Genomic DNA, 26,802 nt, shown 5'->3' with positions numbered 1-26,802 from the left:
CTAGTATAAGTATAACCTAGCGTAATTATCGGCTTCAAGCCTGATTCGTTATTGCTCTTGTTTTAGCAGACGAAATCGGTGAAGGAGCAGCAAGTAAATGGCAGCGGATATAAGTAATACACTGCTGAGTAGTACATACCCATTAGCAATGTAAGAATCCAGCGTTAAATAAAGGAAAATCGCAGCGGATGCCATACAAACAATCGCAACGAGCAGTTTATAAAACCGAGCAAAACCAAAAGGAAAGCGGACAGCTTGGTACAAACTTGCAAAATGTAACAGTGTCCCAAGAACTTCACCAAGGTTAAGACCGAGAATAACGCCATTTACGCCCATACTCGGCTGAGAGGCAACAAAGTAAATAACCAGCAGACTGGCAAGCGCAGCAATTAAATTATTGTATAAAACAACACTGCTTTTGCCGATTCCAATCAAGACAGCCTGCAGCGGGATTTGCAAATAGCTGAGCATAAAACAGAAAATCATTTTCTGAATAAGCAGTCCGGCATCTTCAGAGTGATAAAACAAAGTCGTCAAATCAGTTGCGAAGAAATAAAGAAACAATGCCCAAGGAATACAAATCATCATCGTGACTGTTATGACTTGATTAATGTTGCTATACATTTGCTGAAATTGCCGTCTGGCGTATAAGTCACTAATAGAAGGCAGTAAATTAGTAGAAAGCGAATGCGTAATGAACGTGGGCACGAAAACGAGCGGCATCACATATCCCATCAATAATCCGTACGTCTCTGTTGCTGTTTCTGCTGTGTGGCCTGCTGTGATAAAGCTGTGTGTAATAATAATTGGCATTAATACGGCCGCAAAACTATTGACAAGATGCGTCCCAGTATTCGGAAGTGCCACGCGAATCAAGTCGCGTGTATGCTGTTTTCCATCACGGACTAGATCTCCGATAATATGAAGAAAACGCCATTTGAACTCCTTCTGTCTTTGGAAGGCGAACATTAACACACCTAAGGAAATCGCTTCACCAATAACCATACTGATTACCGCACCAGCGGCAGCAACACCCAGTCCATATGGCAGCAAATATTGAACAAGCATATATGTCACAACTAGCTGCACACTTTGTTCCAATATGGAAGCAAAGGCTCCAGGTGACATATATTGTTTTCCATGAAAATAACCTTTCAAGATCGAAGAAATGGCAACGATCGGGATGATCGGGATAATAGCAGTAAATGTGTAGATAGCTCGCTGATCAGCGAATAGCAATCCTGGCGCATACGAAATAAGACCAAACAGCAGCAAAGAAGTGACAATACTTAGTGCCCCTGTGATTAGAAAAGATAAAGACAGCACATGCCGCAGTCTTGTCCGATTGTTGGAAGCATTGTTCTCTGCTACCAGATTGGCGACCGCCACTTCTAAACCGAAACCTGTAATCGCAATCAGCAAGCCAGTTACCGGCATCGCCATCATAGCTAGTCCAATTCCTTCGGGTCCCAACAGCCGTGATAACACGATACCATTCATAAAGCCGATCAGCTTACTGTAGCAAGCAGCAATAGCCAAGATAATCGTACCTTTTAATAATGATTGTTTTCCCACTTTAGTCACCTCAACTTGTCCATATTCTAGATGTATGTGGACGAGGAGGTGTTTATGTCACGGGAAAGGAGAGGGAGTTGCTAATATATATAATAATTACGTTATAGTACAGGAGGAGGCAAATGTGTTTTAAACATAGAAGGATTCTGGATAACTAATGGCAAAGTATGGCGCTAAATAAAGCACCAGCATTACGCGGAGTTGCTACTACTGGTGGATATAAGGGCAAGGCAGGCTTGTCCTACTTTTTTATCTATTTAATTTTTCATCCGCATTATCTTTACAAGAGCAATCATTCCCCATGTTACTAAGCTTATAATAGCTAGCGATATTACAAGTGACATAATAGAATTTAGGGGTAACAAAACTTCTTCCTCAGACATCTATCTAACTCCTTCCATACAGTTTTGCTTCTTAGAGAATACAACTATATACCACAAAATGTAAAATCTCTGCTGATAATTAAATTTTATCTTTCCTGATTGTTAAAGAATCTAACAAGCGATAGGTAGTATTCCGTGTTGATATGGCAACTTTGTTGCATATATAGACCTGTTTTTCATAAAGGTTTTGACATGAAGATTACGAACCAGCTAACATAATAGTCAGAATAGTTATACACTTTAAGGAGGAGGAAATTTGCAGATAGGTGAAATCATGAACAGTGGCGTACTGTGGGGTTTTTGTCTCGTTGTCGTTGCAATTGTTGTATTTCAAGGAATTGTTTTTACCCGATCTGCACTCCAGGTAAGAGAGAGTGTCGGTATGACAGCGCAAGAAGCCAAAAGTGCCATGAAGACAGGTGCTATTGCTGCTATCGGGCCTTCACTAGGGAATATCATTATAGCTGTCTCACTAATGACCTTGATCGGGAACCCGCTAACAATGATGCGCAGTGCTATTATAGGTTCCTCTGCAACAGAGTCGCTTGGTGCACAGATGGCTTCCAGCGCTTATGGCACAGAGTTAGGAGCAGCGAATTTTGGCCCGGAAGCATTCACCACGATTGCTTGGACATTATGTATCGGCGGAACCGGCTGGCTCATTGTCACACTGTTCTTCACAAAGTCACTCGGTACTTTCCAAAAGAAAATCACAGCAAAGAAAAACGGAACGAAGAAGATGGTCATTATTTCGACGGCAGCCATGCTCGGCGCTTTTGGATACTTCGCTGCCAACGAAGCAGTAAAAAGCAGCGGTCATACGGTAGTCATTGTCACGAGCATTCTTATTACCATATTAACATTACTGGCAGCAAATAAGCTGCGGCAAAACTGGCTGAAGGAATGGGCATTAGGGTTTGCTATTATCGGCGGTCTCACGGTCGGTTATTTTATCGGATAAGAAACGGAGGGACGAAGAATGGTAAAAACAGCAGAGCAGGTCGTGGGACAAAAACAAGTTGTAGAAACGCAGCAGCAAACATTTGATGCATTTCACGTCAATGCACATTTCTGGGGCAGACTGACGATTGGGAGCGTTATCGTCTTATCAGCCGCCTTACCACTTTATCTTTCGTTCGTAGCAGGCTACCATCCTGGCTGGCAAGCAATATTTGCTGCTTTTCTTGCATATATAGCATTGGTTGGATTTGCTTGGGTGGTGGAGCCAGTCAGCTATTATGCCACATTAGGAGTTTCGGGCACGTACCTTAGTTTCTTGACTGGTAATATAGCGAATATGTGTTTACCCTCCGCGGCCGCAGCACAGCAAGTAATTGGTGCTGAGCCTGGAACGAGGAAAGGAGAAGTTGCCGCAACCTTAGCTATAGCCACAGCTAGTTTTATGAACATTGCCGTATTGGTCCCAGTCATATTAGCAGGCTCGTATATTCTCTCTATCATTCCGGAGTCTTTACAGGCAGCCTTCACTTACATTATTCCAGCTATATTCGGCGGAATGATTGCGCAGTTGGCAATACGAAAGCCGCTTTTTGGTGTTATTGGTCTTGGATTCGGTATTTTATTGACACAGCTACCCGTTCCTGTCTTTTTCAAAGGATTAATCTGCATGATACTGACAGTTGCAATCAGTATGTTGTTGGAGCATATAAAACCAAGCAAATTAAATCATGAAGGAGAGATGACCAATGAGTAAAAAGGAACTAATTCGTCGTTTGGAAGAACTGGAACAGTTGACAGGCAGTCTCGCGCTGAATATTTGGAAAAACCCGCAGATTGCTTATGAAGAAACATATGCAAGTACTGCCCAGAAAGATATGCTAGCAGATGCCGGATTCCGACTGACAGATTCTATTGGAGGTATGCAGACAGCTTTTTATGCGGAGTACGGAGAAGGCTACCCTATAATCGGCATATTGGGAGAATTTGATGCCTTGCCTGGTCTCGCTCAGTCTACAAAACCATATAAAGATCCGGTTAATGCGAATAAGCCAGGTCACGCGTGCGGACATCATCTTCTCGGTACCGCAGGAGTAGAAGCTGTCCTTGCACTAAAGCAGCTGATTGATGATGGGCAATTAACGGGCACTATTCGCTATTACGGCTGCCCTGCTGAAGAAGTCCTTTCTGGCAAGACATTTATGGCAAGAGAAGGCGTATTTCATGATCTGGATTGCTGTTTAACATGGCATCCTGGAACAAGCAATGTGGTACAAAACTTTAGTTCGCAAGCGATGATATCGATTAAGTATCGTTTTCATGGTATTCCAGCACATGCTGCCGGAGCGCCTCATGCCGGACGCAGTGCGCTTGATGCCGTAGAGATTATGAATATCGGTGCCAATTACTTGCGTGAACATCTCGTGGACGGCACTCGAATTCATTATGCTATTACAAATGGCGGCCAAGCACCGAATATCGTGCCAGATGAAGCAGAGGTTTGGTACTATTTGCGCGGCGCAAATCGTGAACAAGTAGAAGATATGCTCGCACGTATGCATGATATAGCGAAAGGAGCAGCTCTAATTACTGGCACGACGACGTCTCATGAATTGTTAGCAAATTGTTATCATATGCTCACAAACGATACGTTGAATACACTCAACTACCGCAATATGGAGAACTTCCCGATGCAGCGCTTTACATCAGATGAAGTAGCTTATTCTTCCATACTTCGTAAATCAATGGATCCCAAGTTGATAGAAGCCTCTCGCACCGAACTGAAACTCGATTCAAACGACATCCTGCCAACCAAAAACTTCTATGATCTCTCAGCAAAAGAAAAGACAATGCCCGGTTCAACTGACGTTGCGGACGTAAGCTGGATTACGCCATTAGCAAGTATCAGCACTACATGCGGCCCAATCGGCACGCAAGTACATGCATGGCAAGCAACTGCTGTGTTCGGAACCACTATTGGTCTAAAGGGCATGCATCATGCAGCTAAAATCATGGCACTCACAGCTTATGATTTGTTCAGTGAACCGGCGCTTGTTGAACAAGCAAAGACAGAGTTCAAGCAAGCGATTGCTGACAAACCGTATCGTTCGGGACTGGATGAGAGCGTACTAGCTCCAGGGACGGTAAGAAAAGAACAACTGATCTAACTGCCTATTTGACACACATTCCTTATCTGCTATACTGAGTGCAACAAACACGAGAGGATGATGGGTGGCCAATGATTAACTAATCTTATTTTCTAACGAATTGAAAAAATGATTTTTCAACGCGTAAAAAATAGGATTAGTCTGCCCATCTTTCAATCGAGTGACGGTACATTTCCCGCTAGGAGTGTATCTATAAACCGGTACGGCTAATCCTTCCAATTCATTTTGGGAGGATTTTTTTCTGTCCTCCTGCCTAAAAGGAGCGATTTACTTGAGAGAATTACTAAAATTACAGGACATCTCATACATGCATACAGAAACTGTTTTATTCGAAAAAGCGGAGGCGACCGTTCACCAAGGAGATATTATTGGTATTATCGGCAGAAACGGTGCCGGGAAAAGTACCTTGCTAGATATACTGGCAGGGAGGAGGAAGCCAACGAGCGGATCAGTATGGCGTTCGAAAACGAATCAGCAAACAAAACTAGTAGAGCAAGAGAATAATATATTTTCAGCAAAGACGACTAACGCAGAGGAAATGCAGTTGCGGAATCTGTGGAAGGTACCAACTGGTGCTTATGAAGCGATGAGCGGCGGTGAAAAGCTAAAAGCAAGATTAGCAAATGGATTTGCAAGTAACGCGGATATATTGCTATTGGATGAACCGACCAATCATCTCGACGAAGATAGTGTACGTGTACTTTTGCATGAGATTAGGGAATCTGCTAAAACGTTTCTTATCGTGTCACATGACCGTTATTTTCTTGATCAGATTGCAACAAAGATTTGGTCTATTGAACAGAATAAGCTTTATACACTAACTGGCAATTACACGGCCTATACGGCATTCAGAGAGAAAAAGAAAGCGGAACAGCAACATGCCTATGAAAAACAGCAAAAACGAGTTAAGCGTGCGGAAGAACAAATGCTATTTTTACAAAACTGGAGCACTAAAGCACATATGCAATCAACAAAGCAAGAAGGTGCGAAAGAGTATTACCGAAAGAAAGCAAAACGAATGGATAAACAAATAAAATCGAAGCAAAAGCGACTAGAGAAAGAACTGGACAGGGAAAAGACAGAAGCCGCCGCACCAGAGCAAGCGGTCTCCTTCGTACTCCAGCATGCAGGGAAAGTAGGCAAGCGATTTTTAGCATGTAAAGATGTAGCAAAGATATACGAAAATAAAGCATTATTTAAGCATGTAAACTTTACTGTTCAGTACGGAGAAAAAATTAACTTGCTAGGAGCAAACGGGAGCGGCAAGACGTCCTTTTTGAACATGATAGTTGGAAAAGAGGATTATCTAGGCGAAATATGGGTCGCACCTACCGCAAATATAGGATATCTATCTCAGAACGTCTATGACCTGCCTTTAGACAAGACGCCATCAGATCTATTCCACAGAGATACATTTGCGGAAAGAGGACTCGTCCGAAACTTACTGAAACAACTCGGTTTTGAGACAGAAAGCTGGGTACTAGCGATTAAAGACATGAGCATGGGAGAACGCGTTAAATTGAAGCTTATGCAGCATATCTTAGAGGAAAAAGACGTTCTCTTGCTAGATGAACCGACCAATCATATGGATTTGCCTTCACGTGAGCAACTGGAGAAAACGTTAATAGCTTATAAAGGTACACTGATTGTCGTATCACATGACCGCTATTTTCGGGAAAAGGTGACAGATGCACAACTGCTTATTGCAGAAGAAATCATACAGAGACGGTATGGCGGCGATAAAACGGAATGCAATTCAGATAAAGAGACGATGCGGCTGCAGTTAGATAATGAGCGGCAGGAAGTACTCGGTAAACTGAGCATGATGACAGCGGCGGATACTGCGTATAAGGAATTGGATAAGCGATTTAACGAACTGACAAAGCAAATGAATGACCTTAACTAACAAATGGGAATCCTAGAGAAAAAAGTGATCTTTTTGTACAACATTTCGTAGCAATAGTTCGTTTAAGGTGGTTGTAAACTGCTTATGGCATATCAAAACCGTTTCTTTTTGAATAGAACAAATGTTCTCACCCCGTAAAAAAGGGCACTTTTAGTCAAATTTAGTTACCGGAGCGCGTAAATCGTGACATGCAAACTAGCAAATTTCCCTGATATAAAGCATAATTTCGATCCACAAAGACGCTTTTCTGGTCGTAAAGCGCTTCTATAGCATCAAAAACAACTGCTTTTTATGACCAGAACATACATTCGCACCCCGTGGAAAAGGGCATTTTTGCAGACAAAATCAGATAAACGCAGCTGCAGATTTCTTGAATTCTTGGATATATACAGCATGCAGCGTAACGTATATTTCTGGTTTAGAGCATAATACTGATTAACACTATACAAATGAACGTTCATTGATTTTCGCTTTACACGAGAAGCTAAATAAGGCGATCCAGAAAGCGAAATGATAGACACAGGACTCGTAGTTCCAAATGTATGAATCGGACTGTGAGCGAGCTTGTAGTGTTATTTATGAAGACATTTAAAATAGCAGCATATTAATAGCAATCCTCCAATTACCAACTTTATATTAAAATGGTATTTTTTATGTTAAAATAGTTGTGAATAAAGGGGGGATTTGTTTGAAGAACAGAGCCGCTAATAAAATCGCTGGCATTTACTTGCTAATGTTCGTAGGCGTTATGGGATTAGTTCGTATGATGCTAGGATATACAGAAGTATCGGCAATTCGGGCTGTAATGCTTGCGGCAGGAACCGTAGCATTTATTTACTTAGCGTTCCAGCATAAGAAACATAACAAGCAGCAGACGATTACAATCTAAAGTAAAAAAACTCAGTGTTATGCGTATTGTTATAACACTGAGTTTTTTTACGTGCAAATAGATTATGTTCAAGAATTAACTGCGTTATGAGACAAGAATTAAAATATAGCAATCAATTGGATTAAATGCATAGCTACTGAAAGATTTTTAATTCCAGCAGCACAAGCAGTTATTTTGAGTTATCCACTAGCAGCTAAAACAAATGGCTGACAAACACACGATCTGCAGCAGCAAACGGCAGAAGGGTAAGCAATAGCAACAGCTCTTATTTTATTTATTTTTCTAGTTTACATAATATATATTATCGGAAGTTAATCCAAAGTAACGTTTATCGTCTCATTATCCGAGTATTCTTGAGATAGTGAGACGAAATACAACAAAACAGATTGTGCAGCTATCTAACTGCACAATCTGTTTTATATCATTCTGCTATGCGCAAAACGATTTTACCTGTGTTTTTATTGCTTTCCATATAATCATGTGCGTCAGCAATTTGTTCTAACGGAAATACTTTATCAACGATTGGTTTGATTGATTCCGTTTCAAACAATGGCAGCACATTATCAATTAAGTCTGCTGTTAATCTTGCTTTGTAATCAATGGATCTGGTGCTTAATAATGTCCCTTTTACGTGTAAGCGTTTTGCAAGTAATGGCATAATGCTTACATTTTCAAGCTCTGTTCCGCCTAGGAAGCCAATTAAAACCATTCTGCCATCTGTTTTTAGTGTTTTAATGTTCTGATCCCAATATGGTGCTCCAACGAAATCCAGGATAACGTCAGCGCCTGTGTCAGCTAATTTTTCAGCAAAATCTTCTTCTTTGTAATTAATGGTAATATCAGCGCCCAGATCTTTACAAAAATCCAGTTTTTCTTGAGATCCAGCTGTCACTGCTACGGTTGCTCCAGCTTGTTTTGCTAATTGAATTGCTGCTGTGCCGACACCGCTTGCGCCTGCATGGATAAGAACCGTTTCGCCTTGTTTCAATTCACCAAGCCAATGCAGTGTTTGATAAGCGGTTAAGAATACTTCCGGAACTGCTGCCGCTTGCTCATACGTTATTTCATCAGGAATTGACATTGCCAGCTTGCTGTTTATCACAGCATACTCGGCATAGCCGCCTGAAGGAATAAGTCCGAATATACGGTCTCCCTTCAACCATCCGCTTGCTTCTGGGCCAGCTTCTTCCACAACGCCTGCTATTTCTAATCCTAATACCGGATCAAAATCTGAGGAAGGGTAATTTCCTTTTCTTTTCTCAATATCGGCGCGATTAATTGCTGACGCTTTGACTGCAACAAGAATCTCATCCGCTTTGATTTTTGGTTTGTCGGTTTCCTCCAGCTTTAGTTGTTCTGTGCCGCCGAAACCTTGTAATTTGATTGCTTTCATGATTAAGACTCCCTTTCTCCTTCTATTGTCAGCCTTTGCGGAAAAAAAGTAAATAAATCAGCACTGCCCAAAATGGAATAGCAAGTAAGATCCCGATTAGCAATCCTTTAAAAAATGATGGTCCCTTCATGTTGCTGCACCTCATTTATGTGCTTTTTCTTATTGTTATCCATATGTAAGAACTGCTAAACATGCAAAAACCCGGCTACCTCAGTGGGAGCTCGGGTTTTGCACGGCCTGATATACCGGCGATTTTGCATGCATTGTCGCTAAATAGTAGTCAAACATTTCTCTGGAAGCATTTGTCCAGGAATGGTTTTCTGCCTCTAGTCGCACATTCTGTTTCATTTCCGCTACTAATTTCTGTTGATCGAGCTGTTCGACAGCCTTGCTCATGCTCGACACATTTTCATTCTCAAAAAGGAATCCTGTCTTCCCTTCTTCAATTTGCTCCAAGGTTGGACCGCTTTTCGCTGCGATAACGGGTATACCGGAAGCCATCGCTTCTAATATTACGAGTCCGAGTGTCTCGGTAATCGATGGAAAAACAAAGGCATCCGCTGAAGCAAACGCTTGGGACAATTCCTCTCCATGAAGGAAACCTGTGAACAGCGTATGTGTCCCTTCGAATACCTTTTCTAGCTCTTTACGGGCAGGCCCGTCTCCGATAATCGCTAATGCTAAGTCATCTCTTTCATCCAATAAAGGCCGAATCTTATGGATTTCCTTTTCTATGGCTAATCGGCCCACAAAGATGAGCAGTTTCTTGTCTGTTGCACTTTGCAGCAAACGTTCCCGCATATTCTCTGAATAATAAGCCGGATGCCGTTTCTCTACATCCACACCTCTGCGCAAGACGTGCATCCGCTCGAATCCTTGTTCATCTAATTCCTGCTTAATTGCTTGTGACGTACAAAGATTCAAATCAGCAGCGTTATGAAGTCTGCGGAAATGCCACCAGAATAATGGTTTTAACGGTTTATAGAGCTTGTAATAGTCCAAATATTTCGGTATATGCGTGTGATAGGACGCCATAAGCGGCAAGCCCATTTTCTTCGCATAATGGATTCCTGCTACGCCGACTAAAGCTGGGTTCGCCACATGGACAAGGTCAGGCTGGTGTTTCTCCAGCAAAGGCTTTATCTTCCTTGTCGGCAAGGAGAACTTTTTAGATCGGTAAAATGGCATAGTTACCGTCCCAATCCCCTCAACGAGTGCACCTTGATATTCCTTTACCCCGAGATCCGGAGCGATAACGACGACTTCATGCTTCTGGCTGCAGAGATATTTAATCGCTTCGGTTAGCCGCGTGACGACACCATCAGTCGATGGCAGAAATGTTTCCGTAATAATAACGATTTTCACCGTCTGCTCCTATTTCCACGTAACTGTCGGAAGTACATTTTCTTTAATAACACGATCCTTATGTTCAATCGCCGTCTCCAGAATAGCGTGCAGCACGTCGTCAGTAAGGAGATTCGGCTCTAGTCCAAGGTCACGAAGACGGGTGTTAACAGCATTGTAATAATGCTCCTCCGCTTCTACTCTAGGATTCTCAATTGATGTGATCTGTGGATCAAGACCTTTCTCCTGGCTCACTTTCTGTACTTTCTCTGCAAGTTCCTGTACAGAAAATGACTCTGTGAACTGGTTAAATACCCGGAATTCGCCTGCATCTGCCGGATTCTCAGCAGCAATCTCTACACAGCGAATCGTGTCTGTAATATTTAAGAAGCCGCGCGTCTGACCGCCGCTGCCGTACACAGTAATGTCGTGGCCGGTTGCCGCTTGAATAAGGAATCGATTTAATGCTGTACCGAATACGCCGTCATAATCGAAACGGTTAGCCAGAACTGGGTCTAGTTTCGTTTCTTCTGTGTGAAGACCATATACCACGCCTTGGTTTAAGTCTGTCGCACGTATGCCCCAGATTTTACAAGCAAGCATGATATTATGACTGTCATGCACTTTAGACAAGTGATAGAAAGAACCTGGCTGTTTCGGGAATGGCAGTTTGTCCTTTCTGCCTTTATGTTCTATCTCGATATAACCTTCTTCGATATCGATATTCGGTGTTCCGTATTCTCCCATTGTACCAAGCTTGATTAAATGACAAGATGGAGCGAATTCCTTGATTGCGTAAAGTACATTCAAGTTTCCAATCACATTATTCTGCTGCGTGTAAACCGCGTGTTCCCGGTCAATCATGCTGTAAGGTGCCGAGCGCTGTTCCGCAAAGTGTACAAATGCATCAGGCTCTGTTTGACGAAATACTTCGCTAAGGAAATCATAGTGATTTAAGTCGCCTATGTATGTTTTGATTTCCTTACCCGTTTTCTCTTTCCACTTGGCTACCCGCTCTTCCAAAGAATAAATTGGTGTGACGGAATTGGAGCGTAATTCTTCATCATACTTACGTCTTACTAAGTTATCGACGATTGCTACTTCATGACCTTGCTTTGACAGATATAGTGCCGTTGGCCAACCGCAGAAACCATCTCCACCAGCTACAACAATTTTCATGACTCATCCTCCTGTAACATCAACATTTCTTGGTACGTTTCGTTAACATTATATGCTAACAGTGCTGTAATGAAAAACCATAAGGTGTTAAGGAAGAATTGAGAATTTGTAAACGAAACATTAACTGTTTAAACCGTGGTCCAATTTCTTCAAAGGTTTCTTCGCCGGTCCCTCAATGACTTCGCCTGTTCCGGTAAAGCGAGATCCGTGACACGGGCAGTCCCAACTGGATTCTGCGCTGTTCCAATTCACTTCGCATTTCATGTGTGTACACGTTGTATCTACTTGATGAATTTCTCCAGTTTCGTCTTTATAGACACCAAGCAGCAAGCCATTGGTTCGCACTTTGGTCGCTTCTCCAGGTTTTAAGTGCGGGACATATTCGTAAGGCTGTTCCAGTTTACCAATCACAAATTCCTTTGCCACTTCCATTACATTCTTAGTTAAACTACCCACATCCGGGTCTGCTTGAAACCTCGAGGGCTGATAAATGTTTTTATAACGACTGATTCCGGATGAAATCAGCGAACTTATTTCGAGACCTGCAACGATACTGCTTGTCATCCCCCATTTACGATAGCCAGTTGCAACGAAGATATTATCCTTCCCCTTACTGATATAGCCAATATAAGGTAAGTTATCCAATGTAACTATATCTTGCGCGGACCACATGTAAAGAGGTGTTTCCGTCCCTAAGTAAGCAGCAAAGTCGGTTAATTCCTTATAATACCTTTCTTCTGGATGTCCTTCACCCGTCCGATGGGATTCTCCGCCGATTAAGAGCAATGTGCCGTGTTCTTCTGTATCCATACTGCGTACCGAACGAGACGGTGTATCTGCATTGATATACATACCACCTGGGTAAGTAGCTTTTGGTTTAGCCGCTACTACATATGATCTGTCTTGATACAATCTGGTAAAGTAGAAACCCATCCCGTCATAGACCGGCCAGTGAGAAGCTGAAACTATCTTTTTACACGTTACTTTTAATCCGTTCTTGGTTACAACGACCGGCTCGCTGCCTTCCTCAACGGTGTCGACAGGTGTATTGGTATATACCTTCCCGCCTTTCTCCAAAAACACCTCCAGTAAGCCATTCAAAAACTGAAGCGGGTGGTATTGATATTGGTTTTTCATGACTAATGCTTTTTCTACATCAAATGCGAGCGGTATAGCATCTGTTAGTTCACCGGTTATGCCAAGTTTCTGATAAGCTTCATATTCTTTTTTAAGTTTTTGGATATTTTTCTTTTCTTTTGTATAAATATAGGCATCTTGTTCAGTAAGGTGACAATCAATTTTATGCGCCTTTGCTGTTTCTTTCACAAAAGTAATAGCATCCATACATGCTTCATAATGTGTCTTTGCTATATCTGTATTAAAATGCTGGATGTACTCGTCATAAATAAGTCCATGCTGCGCTGTGAGCTTTGCAGTTGTATAGCCAGTTGTTCCGCTATACAAATCATCTGCTTCAAGAATGGTAACCTGCTTACCTTCTTGAGCTAGCATATATCCAGTAACGATACCCGTAATACCGCCGCCGACAATCACAATCTCGCTTTCTGCATCATATCGGAGTGATTCGAACTGCGGAATTTTTGTCTTCTCCCGCCAGTAACTTTGATTATGTTCCATACTTTCTCCTCCATACATGGTTTGATAACTTCATTTTCGCCAAAGAAACGATGTGTTAATCAGATGTTTTTGGTATACGCTACTAGGGAACACCTGAAAAAAAGGAGGCACAGTATATGAAATGCATTCAAATGATTGTTGATGGAAAGGTGCAAGGAGTTGGCTTCCGTCTTTCTGCAGCAGAGAAAGCCCGTAAACTCGATTTAGTAGGTTTTGTTCGAAATGAAGCAGATGGCACGGTTCGACTAGATTTAGAAGGGAAAGATAATCAGGTGGAGAAATTCATCAAAGAAGTGAAAAAAGGCCCGAATGCACAAGTGAAAGTTAAAAATGTTGATGTAAAATACTTAGAAAAACCGCAAGGCTTTAGGAAGTTTGAAATAAGATAAACGCCCGGCACCTGTGCCGAGCGTTTTTTCTTTAATCTGCTTTTTTCAAGTCCTTCACTGCCGGGCCTTCAATTACTTCACCGCTTGCTCGGAAACGAGAGCCGTGACACGGACAATCCCAAGTGGTTTCGGCATCGTTCCAATGTACTTCACATCCCATATGTGTGCATGTTGTATCAATTTTGTGGAGAGTACCGTCATTATCTTTATACACACCGATAAGTTTTCCTTTATTGCGTATCTTTCCGGCTTCTCCTGGTTCTAACTCATCTATGGATTTGGTTGTTTTTTCAAGCTTTCCTGAAACAAGCTCCTTACTGACTTCAACCAAGTTCTTTGCTAAAGTACTAATACCTTTTGCTCCATCGTTACGCGCTGGGTCGTATATGTTCTGATACAAGCTTTCACCAGTTACGATTAACGATGTAATCTCTTTAGCCGCTGTTATACCTCCTGACATTCCCCATTTGCGAAAAGCAGTAGCCACATAGATATTTTTCGTTTGATCCGTTATTCTGCCAATATAGAACAGACTATCCAAACTGATAAAATCTTCCGATGACCAGTTATAATCAAACTCTTCCATCTCAAATTCGGAACGTCCCCAGTTTCGGAGGTTGCTATAATGCTCTTTCATGTGTTTTCCTTTACCAGGTCGATGTCCTTCTCCGCCAAGCAGCCACAATGTCTCCCCATCCTTATCCTTAGCGCTGCGAACCGACCGGGAAGGACTGTCAATGGAGATATACATACCTCCTGGATAAGCGAGCGGACTTTTACCAGACACAATATAAGAGCGAGCCATATCAAGACGAGCAAAATAAGCCCCTTTGAAATCATAAAATGGAAAATGTGTCGCAATTACGATATGGTCAGCTGTCACGCTGCCGCCATCTTTTAACTTCACGGTAGCTTTGCCGACTTCATTAATTGTTTCTGCGCGTGTATCCTCATAGATTGTGCCGCCATTCGCAGTGATATACTTGGTCATTGCTTGTAAGAACAATAATGGATGAAATTGTGCTTGCTGATCCATACGCACTGCTTTTTGCGCGGATACTGGCAATGGTATATCATCTAACAAAGCGCCAGGTATGCCAAGTTTCTCATAGGCATCCCATTCTTTTTCAATCTGACGGATATGCTTTTCCTCATCCGTGAATACGTAAGCAGGCTCTCTATTGAATTGAAAATCGGCATGCAATTCTTTTTCTGTTTCCTGAACAAAATCAATTGTTTCCATAGCAGCTTGATAATGGACTTTCGCTGTTTCTTTACCAAATTTACTGATTAACTGGTCATAAATAAGTTCATGCTGTGCTGACAGTTTCGCGGTTGTATAACCCGTAGTACCATGTCCAAGCTTTAATGCTTCGATCAAGGTTACTTTGTAGCCTTTTTTAGTAAGCAGATATGCAGATGTAATTCCTGCTATACCGCCGCCTACCACGCACACTTCTGTGTTAACATCCTCCTGCAGTTTCTCAAAGCGCGAAAAGTTACTTGTTTCGGTCCAATAAGATTCATGTTTTCCAGTAGACATGGTCAGCCCCCTCTTTTGTTTCTCTCTTAACCTATTTACAGGCAGAGTAAACAAAAAAATCCACTGCCTTTTGGCAGTGGATTGTCTTAATTCTCTTGGAAAAATTTACGGTTGATTTCGATGTACTTGCTTTCTTCCGCAGGTACTTCATCTTCCATGAAGATTGCTTCAACCGGACATACCGCTTCACATGCACCACAGTCGATGCAAATGTCAGGATCGATATAAAACATATCTTTTCCTTCCGCGATACAGTCAACCGGGCAAACTTCCATACATTCGCCGGCCTTTTCCGCTTCACACGGGGAAGTGATGACAAAAGCCATATATATAGCCTCCTCTACTACTATAAATGAACCAGCCAAAAGGACTCGGTTTCTTACCAAGGTATATTGCTATTTCGCAAAATACAAGTGAGCTTTATGTATTTATACCCTATCGCTTCAAATTATAACAACAATATTCGATAATAACAACGCTCGTCCTCAACAATTTGACAGCTTGGGTCATCACCATAATTTTATGCTTCTTGACATACACTGTACCAAAGGAGGCGAACTAGATGGAAATAATACTGCAGTACGGGTGCCAGCTCAGCACAGTTGCTACGATGTTTCATCTGCCAACATATGTACTTTTTGCAGCAAATCCTTTCCTCTCCACGCATGTTCCGGCAAGACAGGCAATTCAGGTTCCGGGCTATCGTGCCGAAAAAATTGTGTTGGATCGTGATTTCTCCGCTGAAGCATTCGCCACTGCCTATAAAATGCCGATTCGTAAAGTAAACTTGTTATATGGTCAATCGCAATTTGCTGCAGGAGAACAGCTTGTCCTGCCTCGGAGCGTCACCAAGCCGCAAACTACATTCCATCAAGCGTATGACTATGCGACCCTCCTTCAGGACATTCAGGAATTGCATCAGCTATTTCCGATTTTTCATATGCATACCATATATAAGAGCGTGCTAGGCAAGCCAGTAACGGAACTCCAAATTGGGAAAGGTAAAAGAAAGATCCATATAAATGCGAGCTTTCATGGAAATGAATGGATTACAACAAATGCACTAATGCGATTTGTGAATATGTACTTGCTTGCTGTTACACACGATAAAAAGCTGTTTGGACATCCGGCAAGCAAATTATTCAGAGATGTAACACTATCGGTTGTACCGATGGTAAATCCGGATGGCGTAGATTTGGTTATACATGGCAGCAAGGCAGCACAGGAATATGAAGAGCTTGTCTGCTTCTTGAATGAAGGATCTGTGGACTTCCGTGGGTGGAAAGCAAATATAGCAGGTGTTGATCTTAACAAGCAGTACCCTGCCAAATGGGAATATGAACAGGAACGCAAACCAAAGTTACCTGGTCCGCGTGACTTTCCTGGACGTACGCCGCTAACGGAAAACGAATCTATTGGCATGTATCAATTAGTAGAATCGCGCAATTTCGACTTACTGGCGGCACTGCATACACAGGGAGAAGAGATTTATTGGAGTTTTGAGGAGAAGGAGCCGACGGTTTCCGCACGCATAGCAGAAAAAATGGAACAGGTGAGCTGTTATCAAGCTGTAAAAACATTGGACAATTACGCAGGGTTTAAAGATTGGTTTATCTCTGCCTACCGGCGTCCTGGTTTTACAATTGAATTGGGCAAAGGAACAAATCCTTTGCCCATCGATCAGATCGAAACTATTTATAAAAAGCTTAGCAGCATTTTAATGGTTCTGTTAACAGAGACAGAAAACAACTAAACGTTCCAAATCCGTTCCACCATATAGCTGCCTCCGCCGCGCTGCACAAGAAAAACATCTGGATTGGAGAACCCTTTCCAGTGTGAGAAACCAATATCAGTCTGGAACTCTTTTAATAATATCGCCAAGAGATTTCCATGTGTTACTAACACGACATTCTCTACCTGCTCTTCTGATTCAAGTTCATCCAGCAATGCACGTACTCGAAGTTTCGCATCATTGAAAGACTCGCCTCCAGGCAGACGCATATCGAAATCCGTGAATGATTCTTCCAGTACTTCCAGCCAATCATCAACAGGCTCTTCACTTAAAATACGTTCCTGCAGCCTTCGATCTAGCTCAATTGGAATATCCGCAGCATCAGCGAATGGCTTGATTGTCTCAACGGCCCGGAAGAAGGGACTGGAGAGGATCCGCTGAACTGGATAGTCCAAACGTTTCAAAAAAGCTGCTAACGAACGGGCTTCGTTGATTCCTTCATAGGTGAGCGGTGAATCCTTATGCTGACCTTCCGCATTACAGTGGCGAACAAGAATGATCCTTTTCACAAGCCCCATCTCCTTCTTAATATCCTTAGCCTTATTATCGGTTAAGCACAAGACAATTACAAGTACAGGAAAAAACAAGCCTACAAAAAAGGCTAACCTCTACTAGGTTAGCCTTTTTACTGTCAAATTATTACACTTCTTTAAAATAATCTTTGCGAAATGCACCTACGCGATTTGTATTATCGACGATAAAGATGAATTCCTCTGTCTCATTTTTCACGTCGTAAATCTTTCCAGGTGTAAGCGTTGTGTTTACAACGTATTTCTTTGCGTCCGTGTGTACACATTCTACTTGTTTAATTGTTTCGTTATCTTGCCAATGTTTGTGTATCATTATGATTCTTCCTTTCGATGGTGTTTCTCAAGTTTTGGCAGTGTCCATTGCAGCAGCAACGGCAAAACAAGTACGACCAATAGCAGTCGTATCGTCTGCAGTGAACTAACAATAGATGGATCGCCGCCGGTCGTCTGAGCGGTCAGCGCCATTTCCACTAGTCCGCCTGGCGCCATGCTAAGTATAGATGTCGCCATATTCAGAGAAGTGATCAGGCTGAACAGATAACCAAGACCAAATGAGATCAGAATTAAAAGCAAAGACAGCCCAGTATAATACAGACAAAGTCTGCCAGCTTTTTTTAAATCCCGTATAGAAATAGAATGACCTAAATATACGCCAATTGTCAACTGTGCCAGAACGAAAAATAAATGCGGAAACTGGTAAAGATGCATCCCGCTTACTTGGAGTACCGCGGTAAGCAGCATCGGCACAATAACTAGGGATGAAGGAATAAATTTGCTTGTAAGCCGGGCAAGTATGTACATGACGGCATAAAGTCCAATTGTCCACCAAGCACCTTGCTCTGTTTGCGGGAGCTGTACCGCTGATTGAACGGAGCTATCCAGAAAGAAGTGCGTTGCTGCAAACGGAATAATAAACAGAATGCTGACTAGCCGGATTGTCTGGAAGATGGTAACCAGACCGGTATTGGCTTTCATCGATTCACTTAATGCAGTAACGGCAGAAAGACCGCCTGGTATACTGCCGAGCATGCTTGTTTTCATATCTACCTTCACCCACTTGCTGACAAGATAAGCATTCACCATGCAAATGCCAATCAATAATAACGTCAGCAGTGTGTAGTTCAATAGATAAGGCTGCACATTATGAAACGTGTGCACGGTGAACGTATTACCGATTTGAATTCCAAGCAGCCAATAACTTCCTTTACGAAGCCGCTTGGATGCTGCTGTTTTCATATTCCAAATAATTTTGGTTAACAGCAGGGCAGTCACAGGTCCAAGAATCCACGGAAGCGGCAAATGGAGCAAAAGAAAGAGACCGCCTCCGATAGCAGCAATTGCATAAGATTGTAGAATAAGCCGAATGTGACTCGTACTGCTCACTCAGATCATGACCTTTCGCTTTTCGGTTTGTAGAACCAGCCGCTAATCGCGATAATTGCCATAACAATCCAGAAAGTTGCGTTCCATCCCTTTGAATCAGGGAAATGCTCTGAGATAATTTGCAGCGCTGGATGTGCAAGCGTATGGATAGCCAGTTTAATAGCGACCCAGCCAATGATTAGATAAGCTGCAGCCTCTAATCCTGGACGCTTGTCCAAAATTTTCACGATATAAGAAGCAGCAATACGAATTAATATTAATCCGATCATACCGCCTGCAAGTACTACGAGGAATTGACCGCCATCCATTCCGCCGATATGCGGCAGCGGTGTAGCCGATAAAGACGCAGCAAGTGCAACAGCCGTTAAGATGGAGTCCACAGCAAACGCAATATCTGCCAGCTCTACTTTCAGAACAGTCATCCAGNTAAGCGCCATTACAAGCGCATTGTCGGCTGCAAGTAATCCTTCCAATCCAATCAGGACTAGTAAGATCCAGCCATATTCAAGCCATAACGAAGAATCCATTGTTTTATACTCCTTGTCCAAAACAATGCTCCTGTTCCATGAACAAGCGAACAAGAGCAAAGCCAGTTGCTATATTATTTTCTAATTGTAAATTTTACTTAAAGAGATGTAAATACTCTCCGTATCCTTCTTTTTCCATTTCGCTCACTGAAATGAATTTCATCGCAGCAGAATTCATGCAATAACGCAAGCCGCCAGTTTCTTTTGGGCCGTCGTCGAAAACATGTCCAAGATGCGAATCACTTTCTGCTGATCGGACCTCTGTTCTGACCATACCATGTGTAAGGTCCATGTTTTCCTTCACTTCATAAGAATCGATTGGTTTGGTAAAGCTTGGCCAACCGCACCCAGCATCATATTGATCTTTTGAGGAGAATAATGCTTTACCGGATACAACATCCACATAGATTCCTTCATTCGTGTTGTTCCAGTATTCATTTTCGAAAGGTCTTTCCGTGCCATTCTCCTGTGTTACGTGATACTGAATTGGCGTTAGGACTTCTTTTAATTTTGCTTTGTCTTTTTTAGGACTCCAATGCTGCTTGATAAAGTCCTCACGACCTGAACCACGCTTGTACATTTTGTAGTGAAACTTGTTTTTCTTATAGTAATCCTGATGTTTCTCTTCGGCAGGATAAAACGGCTTGGCAGGCAGGATCGGCGTCACGATGTCTTTTTGGAACCGTCCGCTCTCCTGCAGCTTCACTTTGGATGCTTCTGCCACTTGCCGCTGCTGATCATCATGGTAAAAGATTGCTGTCTCATAAGACTGTCCACGGTCATGGAATTGTCCGCCTGCATCTGTAGGATCAATTTGCTGCCAAAATGTCTCTACCAGTTTTTCGTAAGGAAAAACATCTGGATCAAACGTAATCTGGACAGCCTCGACGTGTCCGGTCGTATTCGAGCAAACTTCTTCGTATGTGGGATTCGGTTTGTCGCCGCCTGTATAACCGGAGACTACAGCCTCAATACCAGGACGTTCTGTGAATGGTTCTACCATGCACCAGAAACAGCCTCCTGCAAAGGTTGCGTGTTGTAATGCCACTAAAAATCCCTCCTTTATCGTATGCTCTATATTTTCCTCTTTTGGAGAAAAAAATCAAGTAGCACGCTTATATATACAATTTCGGAAGGGAAACGCCGGTATTTTTTTTCGTATCTTTCTTTGCAGAGGTTACGTAGGCATCCTCTTCTGATTTATTTTTATCAGTGAGCGAACTCGGAGACATGTTTGCTTCCTTTTTCTCCTCTGCTGTTTTTCCCTCTTCTTTATCTTCCTCTTCGTCAAAGTCGATATCTTTTAACGCCTTCATCATTTTCAGCATTGAAGGCAGATTCTTCACCATTGGTCCATATTCTTGAACCATCGGCATAAAAGATTCGGCTGCTTTAAGAGCGCTTTGCGTATGATTCACCATGTCAAGTAACGATATACCGCTTGAAGTACTGGTGCTTGCCGGCAGGGCGGCTCTTGCTGCTGTCTGCGTCTTAGCACCTCCTCCGCGATTTAAAACCTTCTGCAAAAGACCAGCTACACCGCCATTCGTGCGTGGCGCCTGCTGTGCAGCTATTTGCCTGGAAGGAAACGGATTCCGGCGCACAGGGGTAAAACCCTGCCCGCTGCGGACTGGAGGGCCGAATGGATTTCTTGCCATTGTTATACCTCTTCTCGCGTCAATATTTATACCAGTGTACGCAAGAAAGAAGTATTCTGTTCCATTCTATTCAGCAGAAAGGCAAGATATTTCCCTTTAGATTAACTATTTCCCGGGCAAGCGCAGTATTCTCCATCGTACACCCCTAAGCAATAGCAAAATTTGTCATCAATTGACGCTTGATAACGAGATTAGCTGATACGTACAAAAAGTTTGCTGCTCTTTCAGCGTTAATTCGACAATGATAGCTGTCCCAATCTCATCCGTCTCTTTCGTACGGGTAATTTCGATTGGCTGGTGCAGAGGAAATAGATGATAACCTTGCAGCTGGAGCTGAAATATATTTTCTTTACTGTCAATACGCTTTTCTTTTCCTTCTGTACGCAGAACGGTTTCAAAATTGATAGGTGTTCCCATCTTGTCTCCTCCTTATTGGAAAATGAACTTTGCTGCTGATCCAGTCGGGGAACTATCAATCTGCAGCTTTGCATGAATTTCTTCCTTCAATTGCGGCACATGGGAAATAATACCGAGCACCCGATTGCTGGCTTGCAGCCCCTTCAAGCTATCGATGGCCTGTTCCAGCGATACCTCATCCAATGTCCCAAAACCTTCGTCAATAAATAAGGTCTCCAGCTCAACGCCGCCTGCGTGTGCCTGGACAACGTCCGACATTCCTAGTGCCAGGGAAAGAGCTGCTTTGAATCCTTCTCCGCCGGATAATGTCTTAACTGGTCGCTCCTGTCCAGTATGATGATCAATCACTTCCAAATCCAAACCGCTTTGTGCACCGCGTTTGGCTATTTGGCCGCTCCGCTTCAACTGGTAGCGGTGATCTGTCATTTCTTCTAACCGGATATTTGCTTGGAGAATGATTTCATCTAAGAAACTCGTTAAAACATACCGCTCAAACGATAGACGAAGACTGTTGTCTCCTTTAGCTAGATTGGCCAGTTCCCCAATATCATAATAGCGAACCTTTTGGTCAGCTGCTTCTTCCTGGAGTGCTAGTAAGGAAATCTTAATAACGTCATGCTGCGAAACATAACTTCTTGCGGTATTCAGCTTCGCATTCTCCTCTTCAAAAACTTGCTCTGCTTCTGTTACAGCTTGCTCATAAACCGTGAGGTCCGGTCTCTCTCGCTGATCGGTCTGCTTTTGCAATTCCAAGATTCGTTCAGTTAAACTGCGGCGCTGTTGGTCATAGCGTTCCAGTTCTTCTTGCAGTGCCCGCAAATCCATATCTGTACCTTTGGCTGACATATATGCTTCCTTATTTACAAATCCTGCGTCTTCAAGCTTCGTAAGAAATTCTTTTTCTTGCTGACGGTATGTTTGTTCCAAGTCAGAAGTGAATTTTACAGTTGATTCCAATGCAGCCGCAATTTGTTCTCTGCTTCGAGATATTTCCTCATAGTTGTGCTGCAGTGCTTCCCATTCGCTTATCTCTCTTTGGAGTGCAGTCTCTGCTTGTTTAATGGTAATCTCCCAATCTGACGGATTCGGAAGTACTTCTGGCAGCTGTTTACGCTGCAAACGAACTTCCGCTTCAGCGTGATGGTAGGACTCTTCAAGACTTCGTATAGCAGTTTGCAGCTCTTCAGCAGCTTTTTCTTCTTGTTCAAACGTTTGTTTAAGCTGCTCGAGTGCTTGTTTCAACTGCTCTATGTGCTTGCGCTCTTTTTGTTTGTGCTGTAATGAGGCAGTAATTTTCTCTTTACGCTTGTGCATCTCTTCTGTCAGTTCATCTACTTTCGCCTGATCATAAGCAGATTCACCTAAAATATGCTGAGCTAATTCATCGGTTACTTGCCGGATTGCCTGCCCATTTGATTTAGCTTCTATATAGTGTTTCTGTACTTCATCATATGCACGTTGGACGTTTTCAAGCAGTGTTCTCTTTTGTTTTAACAGTTCAAAAGACTGGACATGCACAGACGTATGGGCTGGAGATGGATGCTTGGTAGCACCGCAGACCGGACATGGTTCACCATCTGTCAGCTGCTCTGCCAAATGGGCGGCATGGTGAGCAGCTTGCGCTTCTTCCATATTCTTAATTTCCTGACGCAGCTGCTGCACATTCTTTTCCTGTTCCTGCAACCGCTGCACTGCCTGCTGGTAACTGCTACGCATCTCTTGCAGCTGACGGAAAGCATCTTTTAAGCGGGCTATTTCTGTAAGCTGATGCTCGATCTTTTCCATTTCACGCTGTTCTTCGTAATAAGCCTGTATAATTGCTGATTCTCGGCTTATATCTTTTTCCAGCGCAAGCTGTTGATTTTTTCGTTCCGTATGTGCATCTTTTAGTTTGTTGATTTGCTGCTGTTTTTCTTCCAGCTTTTTTTGGATGCTGTTTAATTCTTGCTTACGCTTCTCATATGTTTGCAGCTGTTCCAGCTGCTGCTTTTGAAGCTGAAGCTGCTCTTGCTGTTTTTGTCTTTGAGGTTCTAGTTCTTTTGCTTTTATATAGGAAGACTTGATTGTTTCGAACTGTTCCTCTAACTGATTTTTCTTTGCTTTTGTCTCTTGCTGCTGCCTTACCTGCCGTTGCCATTCGTCTTTGCGGGCAGCAAGCTGCTGTTCATAAGGCAAAATTCGGCTGGCGCGTTCCATCTCTTGAAGGCGTGCTTGCTTTTGTTTCATGTCCGACTGCTTTTGCTGAAGCTGTTCTTCTTGCTTTAATGCTTGTTCAAGATGATCAAAGATAGCAAGCAGCTGTTTTGCTTCATATAGCTGCTTTTGCCGTTCCTGCCAGATTTGTTTATGCTTTGTCAGCTCTTTTTCACCATTTGTGACAGAAAGAGTCATTGCATCCAGTTCAAACTGTAGTTTTTTCATAATGTCAGGAACACTGTCTGTTTCGGATGGCTCCTGTGAACGCCATTCAATTTTGCTGATTTGCTGCTGTTCTTTCCACTCGGTCTGCTGCAAACTCTCTTTTAATTGCTTGGCTTCGTCCTTCAGCGTTTCTGTCATGCGTTCATAAAAATACGTACGAAAAATACGCTGGAGAATTTCTTCTCTATCTTTGCTATTTTCCGAGATGAGCTTTCGGAATTCGCCTTGCGGAATCATGATCATTTTACGGAATTGTTCATAATCAAGTCCTATTTTCTCTTCGATAACTTCATTGACCTCTTTGATTCGAGATGTAATGAGAGACTTTTCTCCGTCTTTCCATTCGTAAAATTCCGCTCTTGCTGGATCATCGGTAAAGCCTTCACCGCGCTCTTTCTTTTTCTGCTGTTTCGGGTAACGTATTACTTCATATTCAGTCCCGCGCAAGGAGAAGCAATAGCGCACTTCCGTAATCTCGCCTGGCGCAGCGAAATGACTGCGAAGAGAATCCTGATCCCGATCACTTCCGCTTGCCCGTCCATAAAGACTGTAACAAATTGCATCAAAAATGGTTGTCTTTCCGGCACCCGTTGGTCCAGTGATTAAAAAGATAGATTCGGCTCCGAGTTCTCGAAAATCAATAGTCTGCGGCTTGTGATAAGGCCCGAAAGCAGTCATTTGTAAAGTGATAGCGCGCATATCAACCCCTCCTTTCTTCCTCAACTAAACGCTGAATGATTGTTTCCATTTGTGTTTGACGATGTTCCGGTATGGCTTCACCTTTCATCTCCTCATAAAAAGCAGCAAAAAGCTGCAAATGAGACATACGCTGTTTTTCTTTGATTTCCTTGATATCAGACATGGAACTAGCCCCGCTTTTTGCTTTTCGCTCCAATCGAAGGATATTGGGATAAAGCTTGCGCAGCTTGCCCATCGGATCCAGCAGCTGTCCATCATCAAGCAAACGGATATGCAAGTAATCCGCTTGATTTCCACCGGTGATACCTTCCATCAACTCGTCAAAATAGCCTTCGACAATTCGCATATCTCTTTTTGGCTCAAGGTCGATTTTCTCAAATGATTGGAATCCTGATTCATCCAGCTCAATGATGGTCACTGATTTCTTGTGATTCGCTTCTGAAAAAGAATATTTAAGCGGTGAACCGCTGTAGCGAATATGATCACTAGTAATTCGCTGTGCTTGATGTAAATGCCCAAAAGCAGCATACGTGAATGGTTCAAACAGAGATGCATCCACATATGGGCTTCCTCCAATCATGGAAAGCCGTTCCTCAGAGTCTGATTCCATGCCTCCTGCCAGAAAGGCATGTCCAACAAAAACATGGCGCTCTTCCATATTGTTGTTGTCTGTTATATAAGACACGATGCGTTCCATCGCGCGCTGGTGGGTGGTAATTGTGTCATCTTCGAAAAAGGCCCGGACATCGGCCGGTTCGGTATATGGAATCAAATGAAAATGAACTGGACCGTGCACATCTTGCAAGGTCACTGGCTCAAGTCCGTCTCGCAGTTTTGTTTCAATATAAAGGTTACTTGCTCTAAACAGCTGGCTGCCAAAATCAAGGCGATCTGGACTGTCATGATTACCGCTGATCGACAATACAGGAATTTCCTTCTTGCCGATCAGCCAGTTCCATGTATTATTTAAGAGCTCGACCGCATCACGCGGCGGAATCGCTCGGTCGTATAAATCACCAGCCACAATAACTGCGTCAGGCTGTTCTTTTTCTATGATCAGTTTGATCTGCTCTAAGATGAGCGCTTGATCATCTGTCATATGTACGCTGTTGACAATCTTGCCCAGATGCCAATCAGCGGTATGCAATAGTTTCATACGTATTCCTCCTGCTATTATTCTAGCATGATTTGTTTAAGGGTGGTATGGGAAGAACCGCCAGGAAATTGCTAGTCTTGCTTTCTTCGGTGAAACGGACAGCGTGCAGGTGAAGTATTGTCGTCATGGAGGAAGTATTGTTTCCATTCCAGGTTGTCTCTGTTACCGTAATCATTCAAGTCAGGATGAATTTCATTTGAATCATAAGCGCGTATTCGCTGCCTGATTTTCTTTTTTATAGCTGCCGCAGGTTTCGGCTTTGATTGAAACTCTTCCAACACCCATCTAGGTGTGATTGCAAGCATCATACACGGAAAGTTTCGGCTCTTTTTTGCTTGATGAGATGGTGTCGCACAATACATAAAATATTTCTCCTCGCCAAAACAATATTCCCATAGCATTTCTTTAGGGTCTTCAGGAATATGCGCTGGCCAGTTACTTGTATCATAGGCAGCTGCCTTGCTTAGCAGCTCCCAGAAGACTTGAAAATAATCCGGAACATCCAGATGGAGCTCTTGCAGTTTTGTTGTATCGAAAAACACTATCAGGGAAGTATAAGAGCCAAATTCTCGGGAACTCTTCCCATATGACGCTAATAAACCAGCCAATTGTTTGGCCGCGTCTTCTGTTGCTGGATTATCAGCAAAGCCATATCGTAATTGGGCAAGCGCATGACCGGCTGTTGCCGGTATGCAAGGAAACTTGCTTTTTTGATCAGATAGTTTGCTATGGAAGCACTGGAGCATTTCCTTCTGCCATGAAGTTAGCCGGTGATTTTCTGAATTGTGGATATCGAGCAAGGTGGTCATCACACGTTCTCCTTTACCTGGTTATATCCCTAGTACATTATTCAGG

General features: G+C 42.9%; 24 protein-coding genes. 7 read left to right on the top strand and 17 right to left on the bottom strand.

Annotated elements, in window-relative coordinates; translation table 11 throughout:
* Positions 1-48 precede the first annotated feature (48 nt).
* Positions 49-1,575: a stage V sporulation protein B gene (gene spoVB / locus B1K52_RS13650; RefSeq protein ID WP_179106555.1), complete on the bottom strand. Its 1,527-nt coding sequence runs from the start codon at positions 1,573-1,575 to the stop codon at positions 49-51.
* 639 nt (positions 1,576-2,214) lie between these two features.
* Between spoVB and B1K52_RS13645 the strand changes: the two genes are divergently transcribed.
* The 5 genes from B1K52_RS13645 to B1K52_RS13625 all read left to right on the top strand — a co-directional run bounded on the left by B1K52_RS13645 (position 2,215) and on the right by B1K52_RS13625 (position 7,878).
* A complete protein-coding gene (locus B1K52_RS13645; protein ID WP_256855917.1) occupies positions 2,215-2,919 on the top strand; it encodes a DUF5058 family protein in 705 nt (234 codons plus the stop codon).
* A gap of 18 nt (positions 2,920-2,937) precedes the next feature.
* On the top strand, positions 2,938-3,672 hold the full coding sequence (locus B1K52_RS13640) for a small-conductance mechanosensitive channel (RefSeq protein ID WP_077309139.1): 735 nt from the start codon (positions 2,938-2,940) through the stop codon (positions 3,670-3,672).
* The gene (locus tag B1K52_RS13635; RefSeq protein WP_077309137.1) at positions 3,665-5,083 is read left to right on the top strand and encodes an amidohydrolase; all 1,419 of its coding nucleotides are present in this window, start codon (positions 3,665-3,667) and stop codon (positions 5,081-5,083) included. The genes B1K52_RS13640 and B1K52_RS13635 overlap by 8 nt, the downstream gene beginning before the upstream one ends.
* Positions 5,084-5,354: 271 nt before the next feature.
* Positions 5,355-6,989: a ribosomal protection-like ABC-F family protein gene (gene abc-f / locus B1K52_RS13630; RefSeq protein ID WP_077309135.1), complete on the top strand. Its 1,635-nt coding sequence runs from the start codon at positions 5,355-5,357 to the stop codon at positions 6,987-6,989.
* Positions 6,990-7,677: 688 nt separating this feature from the next.
* Complete coding sequence (locus B1K52_RS13625) at positions 7,678-7,878, top strand: hypothetical protein (RefSeq protein WP_077309133.1); 201 nt, start codon at positions 7,678-7,680, stop codon at positions 7,876-7,878.
* A gap of 421 nt (positions 7,879-8,299) precedes the next feature.
* Here B1K52_RS13625 and B1K52_RS13620 read toward each other — a convergent pair whose 3' ends face one another.
* The 4 genes from B1K52_RS13620 to B1K52_RS13605 form a co-directional block, all read right to left on the bottom strand.
* Positions 8,300-9,271 carry an NAD(P)H-quinone oxidoreductase gene (locus tag B1K52_RS13620; RefSeq protein WP_077309131.1) on the bottom strand — a complete coding sequence of 324 codons (972 nt, stop codon included), beginning with the start codon at positions 9,269-9,271 and terminating at the stop codon, positions 8,300-8,302.
* Between the two features lie 210 nt (positions 9,272-9,481).
* Entirely contained in the window at positions 9,482-10,636 is a 1,155-nt protein-coding gene (locus B1K52_RS13615) for a glycosyltransferase family 4 protein (RefSeq protein ID WP_077309129.1), read from the bottom strand.
* Positions 10,637-10,645: 9 nt separating this feature from the next.
* A complete protein-coding gene (locus B1K52_RS13610) occupies positions 10,646-11,794 on the bottom strand; it encodes an NAD-dependent epimerase/dehydratase family protein (protein ID WP_077309127.1) in 1,149 nt (382 codons plus the stop codon).
* 120 nt (positions 11,795-11,914) lie between these two features.
* Complete coding sequence (locus B1K52_RS13605; RefSeq protein ID WP_256855916.1) at positions 11,915-13,432, bottom strand: FAD-dependent oxidoreductase; 1,518 nt, start codon at positions 13,430-13,432, stop codon at positions 11,915-11,917.
* Between the two features lie 116 nt (positions 13,433-13,548).
* Between B1K52_RS13605 and B1K52_RS13600 the strand changes: the two genes are divergently transcribed.
* A complete protein-coding gene (locus B1K52_RS13600; protein ID WP_256855915.1) occupies positions 13,549-13,821 on the top strand; it encodes an acylphosphatase in 273 nt (90 codons plus the stop codon).
* 31 nt (positions 13,822-13,852) lie between these two features.
* Here B1K52_RS13600 and B1K52_RS13595 read toward each other — a convergent pair whose 3' ends face one another.
* Together B1K52_RS13595 and B1K52_RS13590 are read right to left on the bottom strand one after the other, a co-directional pair.
* On the bottom strand, positions 13,853-15,364 hold the full coding sequence (locus tag B1K52_RS13595) for an FAD-dependent oxidoreductase (RefSeq protein ID WP_077309123.1): 1,512 nt from the start codon (positions 15,362-15,364) through the stop codon (positions 13,853-13,855).
* Between the two features lie 86 nt (positions 15,365-15,450).
* Positions 15,451-15,690, bottom strand: a complete 240-nt coding sequence (locus B1K52_RS13590) for a ferredoxin family protein (protein ID WP_077309121.1) — start codon at positions 15,688-15,690, stop codon at positions 15,451-15,453.
* Positions 15,691-15,926: 236 nt separating this feature from the next.
* Here B1K52_RS13590 and B1K52_RS13585 point away from each other — a divergent pair, with 236 nt between their 5' ends.
* Positions 15,927-17,117 (top strand): M14 family metallopeptidase, encoded by a 1,191-nt coding sequence (locus tag B1K52_RS13585; protein WP_077309118.1) that lies wholly within the window; start codon positions 15,927-15,929, stop codon positions 17,115-17,117.
* Here B1K52_RS13585 and B1K52_RS13580 read toward each other — a convergent pair.
* The 10 genes from B1K52_RS13580 to B1K52_RS13535 all read right to left on the bottom strand — a co-directional run bounded on the left by B1K52_RS13580 (position 17,114) and on the right by B1K52_RS13535 (position 26,756).
* On the bottom strand, positions 17,114-17,665 hold the full coding sequence (locus tag B1K52_RS13580) for a histidine phosphatase family protein (RefSeq protein ID WP_077309117.1): 552 nt from the start codon (positions 17,663-17,665) through the stop codon (positions 17,114-17,116). The genes B1K52_RS13585 and B1K52_RS13580 overlap by 4 nt on opposite strands.
* A 130-nt stretch (positions 17,666-17,795) precedes the next feature.
* Positions 17,796-17,999, bottom strand: a complete 204-nt coding sequence (locus B1K52_RS13575) for a DUF6501 family protein (RefSeq protein WP_077309116.1) — start codon at positions 17,997-17,999, stop codon at positions 17,796-17,798.
* Entirely contained in the window at positions 17,999-19,069 is a 1,071-nt protein-coding gene (locus B1K52_RS13570) for an AbrB family transcriptional regulator (RefSeq protein WP_077309115.1), read from the bottom strand. The genes B1K52_RS13575 and B1K52_RS13570 overlap by 1 nt, the downstream gene beginning before the upstream one ends.
* Before the next feature lie 5 nt (positions 19,070-19,074).
* Positions 19,075-19,596 (bottom strand): TerC family protein, encoded by a 522-nt coding sequence (locus B1K52_RS13565; RefSeq protein ID WP_077309114.1) that lies wholly within the window; start codon positions 19,594-19,596, stop codon positions 19,075-19,077.
* 94 nt (positions 19,597-19,690) lie between these two features.
* Positions 19,691-20,644, bottom strand: coding sequence for a peptide-methionine (S)-S-oxide reductase MsrA (msrA, locus tag B1K52_RS13560; protein WP_143588890.1), 954 nt, complete (start codon positions 20,642-20,644; stop codon positions 19,691-19,693).
* A 67-nt stretch (positions 20,645-20,711) separates the two neighbouring features.
* Positions 20,712-21,254 carry a VrrA/YqfQ family protein gene (gene vrrA / locus B1K52_RS13555; protein ID WP_077309113.1) on the bottom strand — a complete coding sequence of 181 codons (543 nt, stop codon included), beginning with the start codon at positions 21,252-21,254 and terminating at the stop codon, positions 20,712-20,714.
* 168 nt (positions 21,255-21,422) lie between these two features.
* A complete protein-coding gene (locus B1K52_RS13550; RefSeq protein WP_077309111.1) occupies positions 21,423-21,671 on the bottom strand; it encodes a DUF2584 family protein in 249 nt (82 codons plus the stop codon).
* 12 nt (positions 21,672-21,683) lie between these two features.
* The gene (locus tag B1K52_RS13545) at positions 21,684-24,791 is read right to left on the bottom strand and encodes an AAA family ATPase (RefSeq protein WP_077309106.1); all 3,108 of its coding nucleotides are present in this window, start codon (positions 24,789-24,791) and stop codon (positions 21,684-21,686) included.
* A gap of 1 nt (position 24,792) precedes the next feature.
* Positions 24,793-25,947, bottom strand: a complete 1,155-nt coding sequence (locus B1K52_RS13540; protein WP_077309104.1) for an exonuclease SbcCD subunit D — start codon at positions 25,945-25,947, stop codon at positions 24,793-24,795.
* A gap of 71 nt (positions 25,948-26,018) precedes the next feature.
* Entirely contained in the window at positions 26,019-26,756 is a 738-nt protein-coding gene (locus tag B1K52_RS13535; protein WP_077309102.1) for a YqcI/YcgG family protein, read from the bottom strand.
* Between the last annotated feature and the right edge of the window lie 46 nt (positions 26,757-26,802).

The organism is Terribacillus halophilus (assembly GCF_900162685.1).
In the GTDB taxonomy this organism is placed as follows: domain Bacteria; phylum Bacillota; class Bacilli; order Bacillales; family Amphibacillaceae; genus Terribacillus; species Terribacillus halophilus_A.
The sequence above is the reverse complement of the archived record's forward strand: the minus strand, read 5'-3'. Positions and strand labels throughout refer to the sequence as shown.